We start from the raw sequence: 16,328 nt of genomic DNA on the forward strand, positions 1-16,328 counted from the left end.
GGCCCGGTCCCGTCCCCGTGCCGACCGCACCGACCGCACCGACCGTGCCGACCGCGCCGTACCCCTGGACAGCGGCGGGGGAGTGGGCCACGCTTCACCCCCATGAACGCCCCGCAGCCCCCGCACCACCCCGGCGCCGCCGGCCCCGGTGCCGCCCGCACCGCGCTCCTGCGGGCGGTGACCGAGGTCGGCGACGAGGCCCCCGCCCTGCTGGCCGGCTGCGACGGGGGAACCCCCGTCCCCGGATCCACCTGGACGGTCGCCGAAGCCGCCGCCCACCTCGCGATGGCCAACGAGCTGATGGCCGCCCTGGCCGCCGGCGGGCAACGGCCCTACGGCGACGGCACCCCCGGCTCGCTGGCCGCCGCGAACGCGGCCGCCCTGGCCGCCCGGCCCGAACGCGACCCGGCCGTCCTCGCCGCGCAGATCGCCGAGCGGGCACGGGAGTTCACCGCGGCGGCCACCCCGCGCCCCGGCACCGCCCCGGTGACGACCCCGCTCGGTGCGATGGACCTGGACACCCTCACCGCCTACCTGCTGACCCACATGCTGGCCCACCTCTACGACATCGCCCGCGCCCTCGGCCGCCCGCACCCGCTGGACCGCCGGCGCGTCGCGCTGACGCTGCCCTTCCTGCGCACCGCCATGCCGTGGGTGGTCGACCCCCGCGCCGCGGCCGGCCACAACGCCTGCTACCGCCTGCGGATCCGCGGCCTGGAAAGCTTCGCGGTGACCTTCGCGGACGGCGCCGCCACGGTGAGCCCGCAGCCGCCGCGCCGCCCGGACTGCACGATCCTCACCGAGCCGGTGGCGTTCTTCCTCATGGCCCTGGGCCGCCTCGGCGCCACCGACGCGCTGCTGCGCGGCAAGGTCCTCGCCTGGGGCCGCCGCCCCTGGCTGGCCCCGGCCTTCCCCACCCTGTTCACCGCCCCCTGAACCCCGCCCCGCCGGGAAGGACCGCTCGGTGGGGGAGGGTTCCTCCGATCCGTGCGAGTGACCTTCTGGTGACGGTCCGTCATGACAGGATCGGTGCGGGTCGACACGGCGTCGACCGGAAGGAGAAGGAGGAGACATGAGCGAGGACAACGAGGCGACGACGTCCGCCAAGGACAAGGCCCCGGCCAAGGGCTACGCGGGCACCGAGATCAAGATCGAGGGCGAGGACCACATCATCATCCGCGAGGACGAGGTCCCGGTGGCCGACACCGAGTGAGGCGCCCGCGCCCGCGGGTCGGTGCGGTCGGTGCGGGCCGCTCCTCCCGCCGGGTGTTCCCGGCGCCCGGCGGCGGGGTCAGTCCGGCAGGCCCTTGAAGCCGGCGAGCAGTTCTCTCAGGGCCCGCTGTGCGGCCGGGTAGGCCTCCTCGGCGGCCGGGGCACCGGGGGAGGCGTTCGTCGGGGTGCGGTTCCCGCCGACCCTGACCATTTCGACCAGGACCCGGCCGTTGGTGCCGTAGAACACCGCCTCGCCGTAGTCCACGTCCACCGGGCCCGACGCGGGGGAGGCCCGCAGGTCGCCGTCGGGCGCCAGCTTCCCGTCCGGGCCGACGGTCCAGCCGGGGCCCGCGGGCGGGGTGGTGGCGCCCGGGGCGGCGGACACCGACCGGGTGAGCACGGCCACGCCCGGGCCCTCCGTCCCGGTGGTGATCCCCACGGTGGTCGCCACCGGCACGGTGGACCGCGAGCGGGGGTCGTCGGGCGCGACCGTGCGCGGCTCGCACGCCCGGGCGGCCGTCACCACGTCGGCGAGCAGCTTCGTGGTGTCCGTGCCGCGCGCGAGCACGTACACGCTCGCCCACATCCCGTCCGCCGCGGCGGGCACCCGCAGCTCGTACAGGGCCGGCACGGGCACCGTCGGAGCCCCGGTGCGGACCTTGTCGTCGATCCGCACACCGGCCCGCGGCGCCTCCAGCCGGCAGGGCGAGAGCGCCAGCGGCTTGCCCGGCCCGGGCCGCAGCACCTTGCCGCCGCGCAGCCCCGCCGTGCCGGACAGGTACACCGACTCGACGATCTGCCGCAGGTGGCCGGAGCCGAGCTCGGTCCCCTCGACCTCCTCGGCCCCGCCGCCCGCTCCGGTACCGGCTCCGGTACCCGCGCCCGCAGGGGTGCTCGCGGCCGTGTCCGCCGCCGGGGCGCCCGCCCCCGAACACCCGCCCAGCCCCGCACAGGTGATCGCCAACACCGTTGCCGCCCACAGGCGTTCGGTCATTCGCATGCCCAGCACGGTACCGTCGCCACCCGCCCGCCGTACGGCCAACGCCCAAGCGGACCGGCCGGCCCGCGGCCGCCCGCGGCCGCCCGCCCGACTTGCGGGCCGCCGGGCCCGGAGAGGTGATGGGAGGGGGCGCGTACCGAACCCGTACCGAGCCCGTACCCGACCAGGGGCCGTCCGGCCGAGGAGGATCCCCATGTCGCACCACAAGTCGAACAAGGACGTCGAGGGTGATCCCGACACCGGCCACGGCCGCGGCCTGCCCCGGCGCCCCGACGAGGCCGAGCTGGAGGAGCGCACCGAGGAGGACCGCGAGGAGGTCGGCCTGCCGCCGGACGGCGAGGAGGACGAGGAGGGGCGCAGGTAGCGGCCCCGCCCCGCCCTGCCGGGCCGCACCGGCCCGTGGGCGGGCGGTGTCAGGCCGGGGGGACGAGGCGGTTCTCGTAGGCGAAGACCACGGCCTGGATCCGGTCGCGGAGTTCGAGCTTGTGCAGGATCCGCCCCAGGTGGGACTTCACGGTCGCCTCCGCGAGGTACAGGGCGGCCGCGATCTCGGCGTTGGACAGGCCGCGGCCCACCTGGAGGAGCACGTCGCGCTCGCGGGCGCTGAGCCGGCCCAGCCGCTCGTCCCGGCCGTTGCCGTTGCCGTTGCCGGGGCCGGTGCGGGTGCCGTCGGGCAGGTGCGGGCGGAAGTCCTCCAGCAGGCGGCGGGTGATCCGGGGGGAGAGCGCCGCGTCACCCGCGGCCACGTTGCGTATCGCGGTGAGGAGCTCCTCGGGCCTGGTGTTCTTCAGCAGGAAGCCCGAGGCCCCGGCGCCGAGGCCGGCGAAGGCGTACTCGTCCAGGTCGAAGGTGGTGAGGATCAGCACCCTGCTCCGCGGGGAGGCCAGGGTGATCTGCCGGGTCGCCTCGATCCCGTCGGTCCCGGGCATCCGGACGTCCATGAGGACGACGTCGGGCCGCAGCTCCCGGGCGAGGCGTACGGCCTGGGCGCCGTCCGCGGCCTCGCCCACCGGTGCCATGTCGGGCTGGGCCTCCAGGATCGTGGCGAAGGCCATCCGGAGCAGCGCCTCGTCGTCGGCGATCAGGATGCGGATCGTCATGCGGGCACGGCTCCGTCGCCGTCGAGGAGGAGGCGGGTGTGCACGCCCCAGCCGCCGCCCGGGAGCGGTCCGGCCCGCAGCGTCCCCCCGTAGGCGGCGCAGCGCTCGCGCATGCCGGGGATGCCGTGGCCGGGCGCAGCGGCCCCCGCCCCGGTCCTGCCCCCGGAGGCGGTCCCGGTCCCGGGGTCGGGGCGGGAGGCGGTTCCGGGGCCGCTGTCGGTGACGTCCACGGTCACGGTCGCGGCCGAGCACCGGACCCGGACCTCGGCGCGGGTGCCGGCGGGGGAGTGTTTGAAGGTGTTGGTCAAGGCTTCCTGCACCAGGCGGTAGACGGTCAGTTGGGCGGTGGCGGGCACGTGGGCGTGGCCACCCCGCAGTTCGACCCGGGTCGCCAGCCCGGCGGCGCGCATCCGCTCGGCCAGGGCCTCCAGCTGGGCGAGGCCGGGCAGCGGGTGGCGCTGCGCGTCCGGTTCGTCGGTGCGCAGGATGCCCAGCGAGCGCCGCATGTCGGTCAGGGCCTGACGGCCGGTCTCGGAGGCCTGGACCATCGCGGCGGTGGCCCGCTCGGGCGAGCGGTGCTGGGCGTGGACGGCGGCGTCGGTGAGCGCGACCATGACGGACAGGTTATGGGTGACGATGTCGTGCACCTCCCGGGCGATGCGGGTGCGCTCCTCGGCGACGGCCAGTCGCGCCTGCTGGTCCTGCTGGCGTTCCAGGTGCGTGGCCCGTTCCTCCAGCGCCGCGAGGTAGGCGCGGGTGGTGCGCGCGTTCGCGCCCAGCGCCGCGGCGGCGACGACCGCCGCGCTCAGCGCGACGAAGGGCGCCAGGAACGCGCCTTCCGTCGCCCAGCGCAGGCACGCCAGCAGCGCCCCGCCCTCCACCACGGCGCCGGCGAGGAGCGCGTCGCGCCGGCCCGCGTGCGCGGCCACCGCGTGCAGGGCCACCAACAGGCAGACATCGGCGGGGAGTTGGACGCCCGCCAGCCACTGGACGAAGGCCGCGCCGGCCACCGCGCCGAACACCGCACGCGGGGCCCGGCGCCGCCACACCAGGGGCAGCGCGAGGGCCACCGTGAGGGCTGCGGCCACCGGGAACTCCCGCGGCGCGCGGGTGGCCGCGACATGGAGCAGCAGCAGCGCGAGCGGCAGCGACTCCCGTACGGCGGGCGGCGGTCGGAGGCCGCTCAGCCGCGTGCTCCCCACCGCTCGCACCACCCGGCCCGGGCCGGACTGCGCGGCCGCCTCGGTCATCCCCACGTCCCTGACGTCCCTGTCGATCGTGTCGGTCCTGCTGAACGCGCCGTTCCTGCTCAACCCGCCGTGCGTGCTGAGCGCGCCACGCCACGGTAGGCCGCGGGGGCGGTGGCGCACATGAGTCCGCCGTCTGACGGCACCACCGGCCCTGTACGACCACAGGAGGAGTGCGGTACCTCCTGCGGTCGCAGTGCACCCGCCCGTGCGGCGTGCCCGGTTGCGACCGCGGTGGCAGGCGAGGGCGACCGGGGGGCGACCGGAGGTCGATGCGGCGCCCGGTGCCCCGCCCCGACGATGGCGGCGTGACCGAGATCATCACGGGACTGCCCATGTCCCCTCCCGAGTTCCTCGCCGTGCTGGGCGCCCTCGCGCTGGTGGTGGCGCGCTGGCTTCCCCCCGCCGCCCGACCGCGCGTCACCGTCGCGGCGGTGGCGGTCCTCGTCCTGGCCACGGCGGTGCTGGGCGTGGTGGGGATCCGCTGGCAACTGCTGCCGGTGCTGGCCGGGGCCGCCCTCGCGCTGCCCTTCGCCCTCGCCCCCCTGCTGCGACGGCTCCGCCGCCGCCTCCACCGCTCTGCCGCCGACCCCGCCGCCGAACCCGGCGACCCCACCACCGGCCCCGCCACCCCCGGCCGGCCCGGGTGGCGGGCCCGGTGGTGGCTGGCGCTGCCGGGCTCGGCGGCCTGCGTGGGCCTGATCGCGGCGGGGCCGGTGGCCGCCTGGGCCTTCCCGGTGCCCGTGTTCCCCGAGCCGTCGGGCCCCTTCGCGGTCGGCACCCGGGTGGTGCAGTGGACCGACCCCCAGCGCCCCGAGACCTTCACCGCCGACCCCGACGACCGGCGCACCGTCGTCGTCCAACTCTGGTACCCCGCACGGAAGAGCCCCGCGGACGCGCCGCGGGCCCAGTACCTCGGGCGCACCGAGCAGGAGGCGCGCACCGTCTCCGACGCCCTCGCCCACGGCGTCGGCCTGCCCGGCTTCCTGGTCGACGGCGTCCCGCGGGCCCGCACCCACGCGGTCTTCAACGCCCCCGTGTCCGGCGGGGACGAGCGGTTCCCGGTCGTCCTGTTCTCCCCCGGGGCGGGCGGGGTGCGCACCCAGAACACCGCCTGGGCGGAGGAACTGGCCAGCCACGGCTACGTGGTGGCCGGCCTCGACCACCCGTACGACTCCGCCGCCGTCGTCCTCGACGACGGCCGCACGATCCGCACCGCGACCACCTCCTCCGGCGACCGCGACACCGACGAGCAACTCGCCGCCGGCTGGACGGCCGTCCGCGCCGCCGACCTCGGCTTCGCCCTCACCCAGCTGGAGAACCTGGACCGGAGCGGGAGCAGCGACCCGCTGGCCGGACGCCTGGACACCGGCAAGGTCGCCGCCACCGGCCACTCCATGGGCGGTGCCGCCGCCCTCCAGGCGGCCCGCCAGGACCCCCGGATCGACGCCGTCATCGACCTGGACGGCTTCCCCCACGGCCCCACCACCCCCGCCCTCCACCAGCCGGTGCTCGCGCTCACCCAGGCCGTCACCCCCGGCACCGACCCGCGCTACCTGCCCCGCCTCACCGAGGCCCTCGCCCTCGACACCGCGACCGGCTACCGCCTCACCGTCCCCGGCGCCGCCCACCTCACCTTCATGGACGGCCCGCTGTACCTGCCACCGGTGCCCCAGATCGTCGGCTCCCTGGGCCGCACCGCGAGCCCGCACCTCGTCGCCGCGACCACCCTGGCCTTCCTGGACACCACCCTGCGCCACGCGCCCGGCGACCTGGCCGGCACCCTGTCGGCGTACGGCAGCCTCAGCGTCCACCGCCCGGACGGCCGCCCCTGACCGGTCCGCGCGGCCTGGCCCCGCCCCCGCCCCGGCAGGACAGCGGGGCGGGGGCGGGGCCGGGCACCGGGGCGTCAGTTCTCCCCGCCCCCGGGCTCCCCGGCCGCCCCGTACTGCCGGTGCACGTCCAGGTAGGGCAGCCGCACCCGCTCCCGCCACTCGGCCACCTGCGCGTGCGCGGCCGGCCGCACCGCCGCCGCCTCGGCCGCGTCCTCGACCCAGCCGTACGGGTACGGGCTGCCCAGGGCCACCGCCGCCACGGCCAGGTAGCGGGCCATCGCCGCGTCGTCCCCCACCGCCAGGGTCTCCACCTCGCCCCGGTCGAGCGCGATGCCGATCTCCCAGGCCCCCTGCGCCGTCCGCCGCGCGTCCCAGCCGCGCACCCACTGCACCCGCTCCGCCGTGACCTCACCGCCCGGCCGGGGCTCCAGCCCCGCGTCCCGCAGCGCGGGCACCACGGCGGCGGGGGAGTCCCAGGGGATCGGCAACCCCGCGCTCACCGCCACACCGAGCACCGTGCGGCACGGGTACGGCGTACCGCAGCACGCACAGCGCGGCTGCTGAGACCCGGCGTCACCCCCCTGCGCCCGGGCGGGCTCGTGCGACTGCACCACGCCACCCAGCAGGTACTGGTGCAGGCCGACCGGCTGCCCCGCCTCCTTCGAGTCCCGCAGGAGCAACTGCAACAGCCGGTGGAACAGCCGCCCGGCCTCGTAGCCGCCCAACGGCGGCACCGGCACCGTCACCTGCGCCGTCGCCGGCACCTGAACCACACCGTCACTTCCCTGCCCGTCACGACCCATGCAGGCGAGCCTAGAACCGGCCGGCCGCCTCCAGCACCTGCGTCACCAGGGAGACATCGGCCTTGGGGATCAGGATCACGTGCTGCGCCCCGTCCGCCACCAGGTCGAAGCGCGCCATCTTCGGGTGCGGGGCCTTCTGCCCCGACGCCGACAGGCCGAACGGCCCCCGGAGGGCGACGTCCTCGCCGGTGCGCCGGTTGCGCCAGGCCACCGAGCCGGCCGTGAGGTGCAGGTAGCCGGAGGCCGTGTGCGCAACGGTGCGCCCCTTGCCGATCGGCAGCATCCTGACCGTGCCCAGCGTCGAGCTCGAACAGGCCACCTGCAAGGTGGTGCCCGCCCGGAGGTCGGCCAGGTCCTTCTCCGTGCTCGCCCGGCGCAGGCCGACCATCGACAGCAGGACGTCGGAGAAGGTTCTGGTGCCCGCCGCGCGGCGGATGTCGGTCGTCATGGCGCAGATCCTCCCAGGTGACCCCGGCAGGCCCGTGACCAGGGGGGTTGTTCGTTCCGGAGGGTTTCGTCCCGCGGGTGGGGACGGGCCGTCACGCGAAGCGGGAGCTGCGCACCGGCCCGGCGGAAGCCACCCGGTCGCGCGGACCGGCGGCGGGCCAGCCGACCGCGCGGGCGGCGAAGGCCGTGAGGACCGCGTCCGGGTCGGCCGGGGTCCCGCCGTCGCCCTCCGGCGCCTCCGGGGCGGCGGCCAGGATCGCCTCGGCGAGCTCCTCGGCCGAGCGCCGGTCGGGACCGGCCTCCGCCGGTTCGCCGTCCTCGCCGAACTGCAGGCCCGGCTCCCACGGGGCGTTCACGATCTGCCCCAGCAGGGTGGAGACATCGGCCGTCACGGCGGGCGGGTCCGTCCAGCAGGTGGCGTGCTCGAAGAGCAACTGGCCCTCCGCGCGCTCGTTCAGCTGCGCCACCACGGCGGGATCGCACTCGTTCAGGTCGTACGCGACCACCAGCGCACCCGGCGTACCGGGCTGGAACGGCGCCGCCGGCACCCCGAGCAGCCGCGCCGCGGCCAGCCCGAGCGCCCGGCTGCCCCGGTCGGCCAGCAGCGCGACCGAGTCGGGCGTGCGACCGGTGGCGGCCAGGACGGCGCGCAGCCGCTCCAGACCGTGGTGGCAGTGCCCGAAGTCGTCCTGGAGGTAGGCCCAGCGGCCGGTCATGCCCTGCTCGAAGCCGTGCGGCGAGAGGGTGGTGAGCAGGCCGCCGGTGAGCACGTAGTGCCAGCCCCGCAGGTCCCGCCCGTCCACCGGCGGCAGCTCCGCGGCCCGCTCCAGCATCCGCCCGACCCGCTGCCCCGGCCCCACCCAGATCCCCTCGGGGGCCGACATCGCCCCGAACACCTCACGGGCCAGCGGTATCCGTCCGTCCATCAGGGCGTTGTAGACCGTCAGGTACCGGTCCGGCCAGTCGCCGAGCCGCTCGTCGTGCTCACGCAGCACGGCCAGTGCCTCGCCGTGCCGCTCGCAGCCCTCCAGCGCCGACACCAGCTCCAGCAGCACCTTGCGCAGCCCGAGCTGCGGGGCGGCCTGCGACTTGGCCCTGCGGCGGAACAGGCCGGTGCGCACCGCGGCGGCCGGCGGCGCCTGGACCAGCCGCAGCGCCTCCCGCAGCGCGGGGACGGCCACCGCGTCGATGCCGCGCTCGACACAGGCGTAGCCGTAGTCGTAGAGCCGCTCGGCGTCCCCGGGCCGGGCCGCCAGCGCCGTCGAAGCCTGCGCCAGGTCCTCGAAACCGGCGCCCCGGGCCAGCCCGGCCAGCAGCGGCGCGACCTCGGCGGGCGGGAGCCGGTCCGCAGCGGAGCGCAGCACCCGCATCGACCCCTGCGGGTCGCCGGACTCGAAGAGCTCCCGGGCTTCGGACAGTTCGCTGGTCATGGGTCTCCGGAGGTCAGAGGGCGTGCAGGACCCCAGGATGATCCTCGACCGACCACCACCCGGGCAACCCGGTTTCCGCCGCCCTACCGCCCTACCGCCGCCCACTGCCCGCCTGCCGCCCGGGGCCGCGCCGCAGGCGCTGGTGACGGCGGCGGTCGCGCCACCACTCCAGCCGGTCGGCCGAGGACTGCGGGAGGACGGCGTCGAGGAGGGCCCGGACGGCGGCCGGTACGGCGAGGAGCGCGACGGCCCACCACGGGGCGTGCCCGCCGAGCAGGAGGACCGCGGGGATCGCACCGGCGCCACCGGTGGCACCGGTCGGGACGGGGAGTCGTTTGCGCTGGTCCATCAGAGGCCTCTCTTTCCGAACCCCGGCCGGGGCCGCCGGTCCCGCGGGCAGGGCTGCTCCGGCGGGTCGAAGGGGCGGTGCGGCGGCGCCGCGCGTCCCCGACGGGAGGTCTCCTCCGTCCACCCGGCGGAGCGTTCGCGAAGTCCCGGCCGCGCGCGGAGTACGGGCCGGGGCCGTCGAAGCCGCAGGCAACGGACCCGCGGGGCGCGTGAGCGGCCACGCGGGAGGGGGGTGTCGAAACCGAGCGGCCACTCGGTGCCCGGGCGTCCGGACGACCCCGGCCACCGGACGACCCCGGCCACCTGGGCGCGGGCTCAGGGCCTCGGCGTCCAGCCGGGCGGCGTGAGGGCGGTGTCGGCGAGGATCCGTTCGACCGTCCCGTCGAGGGTGCTGCCCTGCCCGATGACCCGCTCCAGCCCGCCGGGCAGGAAGTCGCGGGCCCGGTACCAGCCGGCCATCTGCTCGGGGGAGAACTCCGCGGCCATCGGGCGGGTGGCGTGCCGTCGCACGGTCTCGTCGAAGTCGACGTCCAGGTAGTAGAGGAAGCTGCGACCGCGGTGCTCCGCGGCGAGCCGGGTCAGCATCGCGCCGTAGCGGTCGGCGGCGAGGATGCCCTCGACCACGACGTGGAACCCGTGGTCGAGGGCGTGCCGCGCCACCAGGTCGACCAGGCCGATGTTCGCCCCGCCGGCGACGTCCCGCTCACCCAGCACGGTGCGCCGCAGCACGTCCTGGCCCACCACCGCGACGCCCCGGCCGTAGGCGGCGCGCAGCCGCGCCGCGATGCTCGACTTCCCGGCCCCGCTCGGACCGCGCACCACCACCAGCACGGTGTCCGCACGGCCCGTCCCGCCCCGCACCGGACCATCCTCAAGTTCCGCCACGGCACAAGAGCATGACGAACCGTCGGCCCGCTGTGCAACGACCCCGCCACCCCGACCGCGGCCGGGCCAACTCCCCCCCCCCGGCGGCTAGCCTGTTCCGCATGCCGACCAGCCGCCCCGCCAACCCGGGCCCCACCCTCCGCGACCGCCTGCTCGCGTTCGGCTCGCTGCCCGCGGCGGCGGCCGTGCTCACCGGCGTGAACGCCCTCTACCTGCTCCTCGTGGTCTTCGGGAACGTCACCGACTTCGCCACCAACCAGCACTTCGTCCAGCACGTGCTGGCGATGGACACCACCTTCCGGGACCGGGACCTGATGTGGCGCTCCATCACCTCGCCCGGCCTGCAGAACGCCGCCTACGTGGCGATCATCGCCTGGGAGGCACTGAGCGCCCTGGCGCTGACGGCGGGAACGCTCGCCTGGTGGCTGCGGCCGGAGGCGGCGCGCCGCCTCAGCACCCTCGGCCTGCTGCTGATGCTGCTCCTCTTCGGGGCCGGATTCATCGGGATCGGCGGCGAGTGGTTCGCCATGTGGCAGTCGAAGGCCTGGAACGGCCTGGACGCGGCGATCCGCAACGTCACCCTGGCCGGACTGGCCCTGGTGGTGGTGAACCTGCCGCACCCCCGCACCCCCTCCGCCCCGCCGGAGTGAGACACCCCCGGGGCCGTCACCGCAGCTGATGCCCGGCGACCGGCCCGACCTGCGTGGAAGCCGTCGGTGGCACCCCATAGAGTCCTTCTGGCGTTCTGGACTACTTGAAGAGGTACGGCGGGGTTGTGGGTGTGTTCGTGACGACGGTCGGGAAGCCGGTGGCCACCGGCGTGCGCGGGACGGGCCGCGAGGGGGAGCAGGCCTGATGGACCGCAAGACCTACACCACCGAGCTGGCCGGCCTGCGTGAGCTGCGCACCCGGATCACGGCCGCCGAGAAGCAGGTCGCGGCCGCGCAGAAGGAGCTGGACAGGCTCGCCGCCCAGCGTGCGCGACAGGTGGCCGGGCTCGCGGGGTACGAGGGCGCCCAGGCCGCGCCGATCGCGAAGGCCTCGGGCCTGTCGGTCGGCGACGTCGTGCGGATCGCCCCGCTGCTGGACCCGACCCCGGCTGCCGTCCGCACCGCCAAGGCCGACGACCGGGCCGCCGCCGTCGTCGCTGTCGCCGCTGCTGCGCCCGCGCCCGTCGAGGCGCCGAAGCCCGCGCCGGTCGCCGAGCCCGCCCCGGCTCCCGCCGTCGCCGAACCGCCCGTCCCCGCCCCCGCGCCGCGACCGTCGGCCGAGGCCGGTCCGCGTGAGCTGCCCACCCTCCCCGAGGGCCCGGCGGGCGCCCGGTTCGAGGCCGTCACCACCGGCCTGGCCTCCAAGCGCCCCAACTTCACCCAGCAGGCCCGCTCCACGGTGTTCCTGGACGCGTCGACCGGGATGCTCGCCGTACGCGACCGGACCGTGCGGCTCGACCTCGGCGCCCGCACCCCGGGCGAGGTCCTGGACGCCGTCCTGGCGACCGCGCCCGGCACCGAGCGGATCTACATCACCGCCGGCGCCCCCTGGCACGACGGCGCCGAGCGCCACTCCACCCTCAAGGACGCGGTCGCCGCCTGGCTCAACACCCCGTCCGAGCGGTGGGCCACCGCCGTCGGCGCCGGTCGCGACAAGCTCGCCGGGCACTTCGTCCACCAGCGCCAGCCGGTCGGGCGCTACGCCCCCGCGGGTGCCCCGGACAGCGGGAGCACCGAGATCCGCTCCATGGGGGAGTGGTTCGACCCGGACGGCGCCGACGTCGTCACCTGCCGCCAGGCGTTCACGCTGCTGTGGCAGGCGCTGCGCCGCCACTGGGACGACGCGGTCCTGATGGGCTCGCCGAGCCAGACCGGCCGGGACCTGTGGTCGCGCACCGTCCCGACGACCGGCAAGTGGGCGGGCGGCTACCCGGTGCTGTCCGAGGAGCTGCGGGGTCTGCTGCACGCGACCGGCGGCCAGGGCCGCACCGAGCTGATCCTGCCCCCGCGCGTGCCGGAGCAGCTGCCCGCTCTCGTCGAGTACGACCGCACCTTCGCCTACGCCAAGCACCTGTGGAAGTCCCCGGTCGGCACGCCGCGCCGGATCACCGCCGCCGCGTTCGCCGCGATGACCGAGCAGGAGCAGGCCAAGGCCCTGATGTCCTGCTCGCACTGGAACGTGCGCGTCACCGTGCCGGCCGGGTGGAACCACGTCGGCCTGCTGCCCGCCCCCGTCACCGGGGACCGTGCCTGGGTCTACCCCGCCGAGCCCGGCGCGACCTTCACCACGTGGGCGGGCGGCGCGGAGGTCCACCTGGCGCTGTCCAACCACCTCGCCCCGTGGCGGATCGAGGTCCTGGGTGGCCTGCTCTTCGAGGACGGCAAGCCGCTGGACGAGTGGGGCAAGCGATTGAAGGCGGCCTGGGCGGACCTGACCAACCTCTCCCGCGTCCACGGCGACGAGCGGCAGCGCCAGGCCGCCTACCTCGCCTCCCGCGCCGTCCGCAGCGTGCTGCTGTTCGGCCTCGGCGGCTTCGCCCAGCGCCCGCGCCTGGTCTCCGGCACCACGCCCGTCGGGGAGGCGCTCCCGGCCGGGGTGGAGATCCTCGGCCAGGACGGTGAGGTCGTGACCTGGCAGCGCCAGGCCGGTTTCTCCCGCGACCCCTACGCGCACCCCGAGTGGGCCGCGTACGTGTGGTCGGGCGCGCGGGCGGCGCTGCTGGACATGAAGTACCGCCAGGGCAAGGAGGTCGTCGGCCACGCCGGTGCCCTGCACGCCGAACCCGGCACCGTCGTGTACTTCGGCACCGACGGCATCGCCCTGACCGGGCGCCAGCCCTGGCCCTACCGTGGCGAGCCCGGCGACTACCTCCTCAAGGGCCACCTCACCGGCCCCATCCAGCACCCCACCAGCCAGGAGCAGTACCTGGACCTGCGCGCCCGGGGCCGCGCCGAACTCGCCGCCACCGAGAAGGGAACCGACCAGTGAGTCCGGCCGACCCGTCCCGGCCGAACGAGGCCGCCCGGTTGACGCAGGAGTTGGTCGATCAGGGCTTCACCAGGCGTCAGGTCGCGAAGCTGCTGGGCCGCGACGCCAGCCTGGTCAGCCAGTTCTTCACGAAGGGCAAGGGCGCGAGCATGGTCGGCGCGCTGCGCCAGCTGGTGCGCGCGGTGCGCGGCGGCGAGCGTGACATCGAGGCGTTGGCCGGGATCGCGGAGGCGAACACCGCCCGCCGCCGCACGAAGGCCGGGCAGAAGGCCCGGGTGCGGGGCAAGGACACCGTCGGCGAGGCCGGCGGGTCGATGGCCGGCCGGGCGGGGAGGCAGGCCATCAGGTCCGGCGCCTCCCACCTCGCGCCCGTGGTGCACGAGACCGGGCAGGCCGGCGGCCGCCTCGCCTTCACGGTCCGGATGAAGGCCGACCAGTTCGTGTACTCCGCGGGCTCGGAGCAGGACTCCGGCGGTATCCGGCGTGGCTTCGTCCCGCGCTCGGACGGCACCGAGGAGCGCACCTACGGCAGCTCCTCCACCGGCGGCTTCGACGCCGCCGAGTGGTCCCGGCGGGTCGCCGACCACCACGGCGACGTCACCGAGGCCATGAAGGCCTGGCTGGTGGAGACCGGCCGCGCCGTCGAGGACGCCGACATCGCCTACCTCGAAGTCCGCGCCTGGGTCCCCGAAGAGCGCCGATGAGCACCGGACGCGAAGAAGAGGCGGCGCCGTGCTGAACCCGCTGCCGCTGCACCGGTTCCAGAAGGACGCGGTGGCGGCCGCGGTCAAGGCCGTGCGGACCGGCGGACGGGCGACGGTGGTCGCGGCGACCGGCTCCGGCAAGACCCTGATCGCGGCCGGCTGCGCCCGACGCCTGGCAGCACGCGGCTCGGTCCTGGTTCTGGTGCCGACGATCGAACTGCTGGAGCAGACGGCGCAGGCCTGGTCGTTGCGGGGCGCGCGCCGGGGCCTGGCGGTGGCGGCGTGCTCGCGGGAGGAGGCGCTGGAGAGCGCGGAGGCCGGCGGCCGCGTCCACGCCGAGGTGACCACCCAGGCGGCCCGGATCACCGACCTGGTCACCGCCGCCCGCACCGGCGAGCCGGTCACCGTCTACGCGACGTACGCCTCGCTGGAGCGCATCGTCCAGGCCCACCAACTGCACCGGCTCCCGGCCTGGGACCTCGTCGTCATCGACGAGGCCCACCGCACCGCCGGCTCCGAGGGCAAGGCGTGGGCCGCCGTCCACGACGACGACCGCGTCCCCGCCGCCCGCCGGCTCTACTTCACCGCCACCCCCAGGATCGCCGACGACCGCCGGGCCGAGGACGGCCTGGCCGACCTCACCGTCGATGCCGATGCCGATGCCGATGCTGATGCCGACGGCGATGGCGCCGCCGCCGGGAGGCTGCCCGCACTCTGCTCCATGGACGACGAGCGCGTCTTCGGCCCCACCGTCCACACCTGGACCCTCGCCCAGGGCATCGAGCACGGCTACCTGGCCGACTACCGCGTCCTGGTCCCCGTCGTCACCGACGAGGACCTGCGCGACCTCCTCAACCTCCCCGCCGTCGCCGACCTGCGCTCCCAGCGCAGCAACGAGGAACTCCTGCGCCTCGCGTTGCAGATCGCCCTGCTGCGCGCGGTCGCCGACCTGGAGCTGCGCCGCGTCATCACCTTCCACTCCCGGGTCAGCGGGGCACGGGAGTTCGCGGACACCCTGCCCGCGGCCGCCCGGCTGCTGCCCGACGCGGACCGGCCGGAGCGGATCCGGGTACGGGCCGTGGCCGGTACCGACCGCCTGCGCGAGCGCCGTGCCGCGTTCGCCGAGTTCAGGGCCTCCACCGGCGAGGACGGTGAGGAGTGCGGCATCCTCTGCAACTCCCGTCTGCTGACCGAGGGCATCGACGTGGCCGCCGTCGACGCCGTCTGCTTCGCCGACCCCAAGAGCTCGGTCATCGACATCGTCCAGGCCGTCGGCCGGGCCCTGCGCCAGTCCTACCGGCAGGGCAAGGTCAGCTGGGTCGTCATCCCGGTCTACCTGCCGACCCCCGCCACCGACGCCGATCCGGCGGCCGCCGACCCGGCCGACACCGAGGCCGGCACCGAGGCCGAGGCCGAGATCGAGGCCTCCTCCTTCCGCACCATCTGGCGGGTCCTGCGCGCCCTGGCCGCGCACGACGCCCGGGTGGTGGGCCGCATCACCGAGCTGCGCGCCCACCGCGCCCAGCCCTGGCACACCACCACGACGCCGGCCGGCGGGGAAGGTGCCGGGGCCGCCGGGGCCGGGGAGGCCGAGCGGCCGGTGCTGGGGGAGCCGACGGCGGGCTGGCTGCGGATCGACGCCCGGCGCCACGCGGAGCGGATCCTGCGGACGGTGAAACTGCGGGCGTTCAACCCGCGCGCCACCGAGTGGCAGCGCATGCACGCCGTCGCCGCCGCCTTCCACCGCGTCCACGGCCACCTCGACCCCACCGACCGCGAGAAGCACCCGGAGCTGATCTCCTGGCTCGCCCGCCAGCGCCACCTGGCCGGTCAGAGCCTGCTCGACGCGGCCCGGGCCGCTGAGCTGGAGGCGCTCGGCATGATCTGGTCCAAGCACGCCAACGCCTGGGAACGCGGCCACGCCCACGCCGTCGCCTTCCACCGCGTCCACGGCCACCTCGCGATCCCCGCCACCGCCAGACTCGACGACTACGCGGTGGGCGCCTGGATGCGCCGCCAGCGCAAGGCCGAAGGCCTCACCCCGGACCGGACCGCCGCACTCGACGCGCTCGACGGACTGTGGCGCCTGGAACCGGACTGGAACCGCTCCTACCGCCGCCTGCTCGCCTACCTCGCCGCCGGCGGCACCCTCACCGGCCCCGCCAACCGCACCGGCCTGGGCGACGACCCCGCCTTCCGCCCCGGCAGCTGGCTGCGCAAGCAGGCGGCGGCCCGCACTGCCGGCACACTGACCGACCGGCAGACCGCCCTCCTGGACGCCCTCCCCGACCGAGCGCCCGGCGGCGGTACCTGACGGGTGCCCGCCCGCCCGCTTTCC

16 protein-coding genes are annotated in these 16,328 nt (G+C 76.2%); 8 read left to right on the top strand and 8 right to left on the bottom strand.

The annotated features are described in order from the left end of the window. The first annotated feature begins 102 nt into the window (after window positions 1-102). Complete coding sequence (locus ACFC1T_RS33170; protein ID WP_375894967.1) at window positions 103-936, top strand: maleylpyruvate isomerase family mycothiol-dependent enzyme; 834 nt, start codon at window positions 103-105, stop codon at window positions 934-936. A gap of 136 nt (window positions 937-1,072) precedes the next feature. Next, the gene (locus ACFC1T_RS33175; protein ID WP_375894969.1) at window positions 1,073-1,213 is read left to right on the top strand and encodes a hypothetical protein; all 141 of its coding nucleotides are present in this window, start codon (window positions 1,073-1,075) and stop codon (window positions 1,211-1,213) included. A 78-nt stretch (window positions 1,214-1,291) separates the two neighbouring features. On the opposite strand, the gene ACFC1T_RS33180 is transcribed toward ACFC1T_RS33175, so the two are convergent. Beyond that, the gene (locus ACFC1T_RS33180; protein ID WP_375894971.1) at window positions 1,292-2,212 is read right to left on the bottom strand and encodes a hypothetical protein; all 921 of its coding nucleotides are present in this window, start codon (window positions 2,210-2,212) and stop codon (window positions 1,292-1,294) included. A gap of 193 nt (window positions 2,213-2,405) precedes the next feature. On the opposite strand from ACFC1T_RS33180, the gene ACFC1T_RS33185 reads away from it, so the two are divergent. Beyond that, a complete protein-coding gene (locus tag ACFC1T_RS33185; protein ID WP_375894974.1) occupies window positions 2,406-2,576 on the top strand; it encodes a hypothetical protein in 171 nt (56 codons plus the stop codon). A 49-nt stretch (window positions 2,577-2,625) separates the two neighbouring features. Here ACFC1T_RS33185 and ACFC1T_RS33190 read toward each other — a convergent pair whose 3' ends face one another. Both ACFC1T_RS33190 and ACFC1T_RS33195 read right to left on the bottom strand, forming a co-directional pair. Further along, complete coding sequence (locus tag ACFC1T_RS33190) at window positions 2,626-3,312, bottom strand: response regulator (RefSeq protein WP_375894977.1); 687 nt, start codon at window positions 3,310-3,312, stop codon at window positions 2,626-2,628. Next, entirely contained in the window at window positions 3,309-4,562 is a 1,254-nt protein-coding gene (locus ACFC1T_RS33195) for a sensor histidine kinase (RefSeq protein WP_375894980.1), read from the bottom strand. The genes ACFC1T_RS33190 and ACFC1T_RS33195 overlap by 4 nt, the downstream gene beginning before the upstream one ends. A gap of 269 nt (window positions 4,563-4,831) precedes the next feature. On the opposite strand from ACFC1T_RS33195, the gene ACFC1T_RS33200 reads away from it, so the two are divergent. Further along, on the top strand, window positions 4,832-6,394 hold the full coding sequence (locus ACFC1T_RS33200; RefSeq protein ID WP_375894983.1) for an alpha/beta hydrolase family protein: 1,563 nt from the start codon (window positions 4,832-4,834) through the stop codon (window positions 6,392-6,394). A gap of 74 nt (window positions 6,395-6,468) precedes the next feature. Here ACFC1T_RS33200 and ACFC1T_RS33205 read toward each other — a convergent pair whose 3' ends face one another. The 5 genes from ACFC1T_RS33205 to ACFC1T_RS33225 all read right to left on the bottom strand — a co-directional run bounded on the left by ACFC1T_RS33205 (window position 6,469) and on the right by ACFC1T_RS33225 (window position 10,307). Beyond that, window positions 6,469-7,167 (bottom strand): hypothetical protein, encoded by a 699-nt coding sequence (locus tag ACFC1T_RS33205; protein WP_375894985.1) that lies wholly within the window; start codon window positions 7,165-7,167, stop codon window positions 6,469-6,471. A gap of 40 nt (window positions 7,168-7,207) precedes the next feature. Further along, window positions 7,208-7,645 (bottom strand): hypothetical protein, encoded by a 438-nt coding sequence (locus ACFC1T_RS33210; protein ID WP_375894988.1) that lies wholly within the window; start codon window positions 7,643-7,645, stop codon window positions 7,208-7,210. A 91-nt stretch (window positions 7,646-7,736) separates the two neighbouring features. Next, window positions 7,737-9,074: a tetratricopeptide repeat protein gene (locus ACFC1T_RS33215; protein WP_375894991.1), complete on the bottom strand. Its 1,338-nt coding sequence runs from the start codon at window positions 9,072-9,074 to the stop codon at window positions 7,737-7,739. Window positions 9,075-9,165: 91 nt separating this feature from the next. Further along, window positions 9,166-9,423 carry a hypothetical protein gene (locus ACFC1T_RS33220; protein WP_375894994.1) on the bottom strand — a complete coding sequence of 86 codons (258 nt, stop codon included), beginning with the start codon at window positions 9,421-9,423 and terminating at the stop codon, window positions 9,166-9,168. A 314-nt stretch (window positions 9,424-9,737) separates the two neighbouring features. Beyond that, a complete protein-coding gene (locus tag ACFC1T_RS33225; protein WP_375894996.1) occupies window positions 9,738-10,307 on the bottom strand; it encodes an AAA family ATPase in 570 nt (189 codons plus the stop codon). Between the two features lie 101 nt (window positions 10,308-10,408). Here ACFC1T_RS33225 and ACFC1T_RS33230 point away from each other — a divergent pair, with 101 nt between their 5' ends. From ACFC1T_RS33230 to ACFC1T_RS33245, 4 genes are all read left to right on the top strand, one after another. Beyond that, on the top strand, window positions 10,409-10,957 hold the full coding sequence (locus ACFC1T_RS33230; protein WP_375894999.1) for a DUF2165 domain-containing protein: 549 nt from the start codon (window positions 10,409-10,411) through the stop codon (window positions 10,955-10,957). Window positions 10,958-11,162: 205 nt separating this feature from the next. After that, window positions 11,163-13,286, top strand: a complete 2,124-nt coding sequence (locus tag ACFC1T_RS33235; RefSeq protein WP_375895002.1) for a hypothetical protein — start codon at window positions 11,163-11,165, stop codon at window positions 13,284-13,286. Further along, window positions 13,283-13,990: a helix-turn-helix domain containing protein gene (locus tag ACFC1T_RS33240; protein ID WP_375895004.1), complete on the top strand. Its 708-nt coding sequence runs from the start codon at window positions 13,283-13,285 to the stop codon at window positions 13,988-13,990. Before ACFC1T_RS33235 ends, ACFC1T_RS33240 begins: the two co-directional genes overlap by 4 nt. 28 nt (window positions 13,991-14,018) lie before the next feature. Next, window positions 14,019-16,304: a Helicase associated domain protein gene (locus ACFC1T_RS33245; protein ID WP_375895007.1), complete on the top strand. Its 2,286-nt coding sequence runs from the start codon at window positions 14,019-14,021 to the stop codon at window positions 16,302-16,304. Window positions 16,305-16,328: the final 24 nt, after the last annotated feature.

This window comes from Kitasatospora sp. NPDC056076, assembly GCF_042266305.1.
GTDB lineage: Bacteria > Actinomycetota > Actinomycetes > Streptomycetales > Streptomycetaceae > Kitasatospora.

What these genes read in the sequence shown, in the direction of transcription:
- ACFC1T_RS33170 (WP_375894967.1), top strand. Translation starts at nt 103, where the DNA reads ATGAACGCCCCGCAGCCCCCGCACCACCCCGGCGCCGCCGGCCCCGGT.
- ACFC1T_RS33175 (WP_375894969.1), top strand. Translation starts at nt 1,073, where the DNA reads ATGAGCGAGGACAACGAGGCGACGACGTCCGCCAAGGACAAGGCCCCG.
- ACFC1T_RS33180 (WP_375894971.1), bottom strand. Translation starts at nt 2,212, where the DNA reads ATGCGAATGACCGAACGCCTGTGGGCGGCAACGGTGTTGGCGATCACC.
- ACFC1T_RS33185 (WP_375894974.1), top strand. Translation starts at nt 2,406, where the DNA reads ATGTCGCACCACAAGTCGAACAAGGACGTCGAGGGTGATCCCGACACC.
- ACFC1T_RS33190 (WP_375894977.1), bottom strand. Translation starts at nt 3,312, where the DNA reads ATGACGATCCGCATCCTGATCGCCGACGACGAGGCGCTGCTCCGGATG.
- ACFC1T_RS33195 (WP_375894980.1), bottom strand. Translation starts at nt 4,562, where the DNA reads ATGACCGAGGCGGCCGCGCAGTCCGGCCCGGGCCGGGTGGTGCGAGCG.
- ACFC1T_RS33200 (WP_375894983.1), top strand. Translation starts at nt 4,832, where the DNA reads ATGCGGCGCCCGGTGCCCCGCCCCGACGATGGCGGCGTGACCGAGATC.
- ACFC1T_RS33210 (WP_375894988.1), bottom strand. Translation starts at nt 7,645, where the DNA reads ATGACGACCGACATCCGCCGCGCGGCGGGCACCAGAACCTTCTCCGAC.
- ACFC1T_RS33215 (WP_375894991.1), bottom strand. Translation starts at nt 9,074, where the DNA reads ATGACCAGCGAACTGTCCGAAGCCCGGGAGCTCTTCGAGTCCGGCGAC.
- ACFC1T_RS33220 (WP_375894994.1), bottom strand. Translation starts at nt 9,423, where the DNA reads ATGGACCAGCGCAAACGACTCCCCGTCCCGACCGGTGCCACCGGTGGC.
- ACFC1T_RS33230 (WP_375894999.1), top strand. Translation starts at nt 10,409, where the DNA reads ATGCCGACCAGCCGCCCCGCCAACCCGGGCCCCACCCTCCGCGACCGC.
- ACFC1T_RS33235 (WP_375895002.1), top strand. Translation starts at nt 11,163, where the DNA reads ATGGACCGCAAGACCTACACCACCGAGCTGGCCGGCCTGCGTGAGCTG.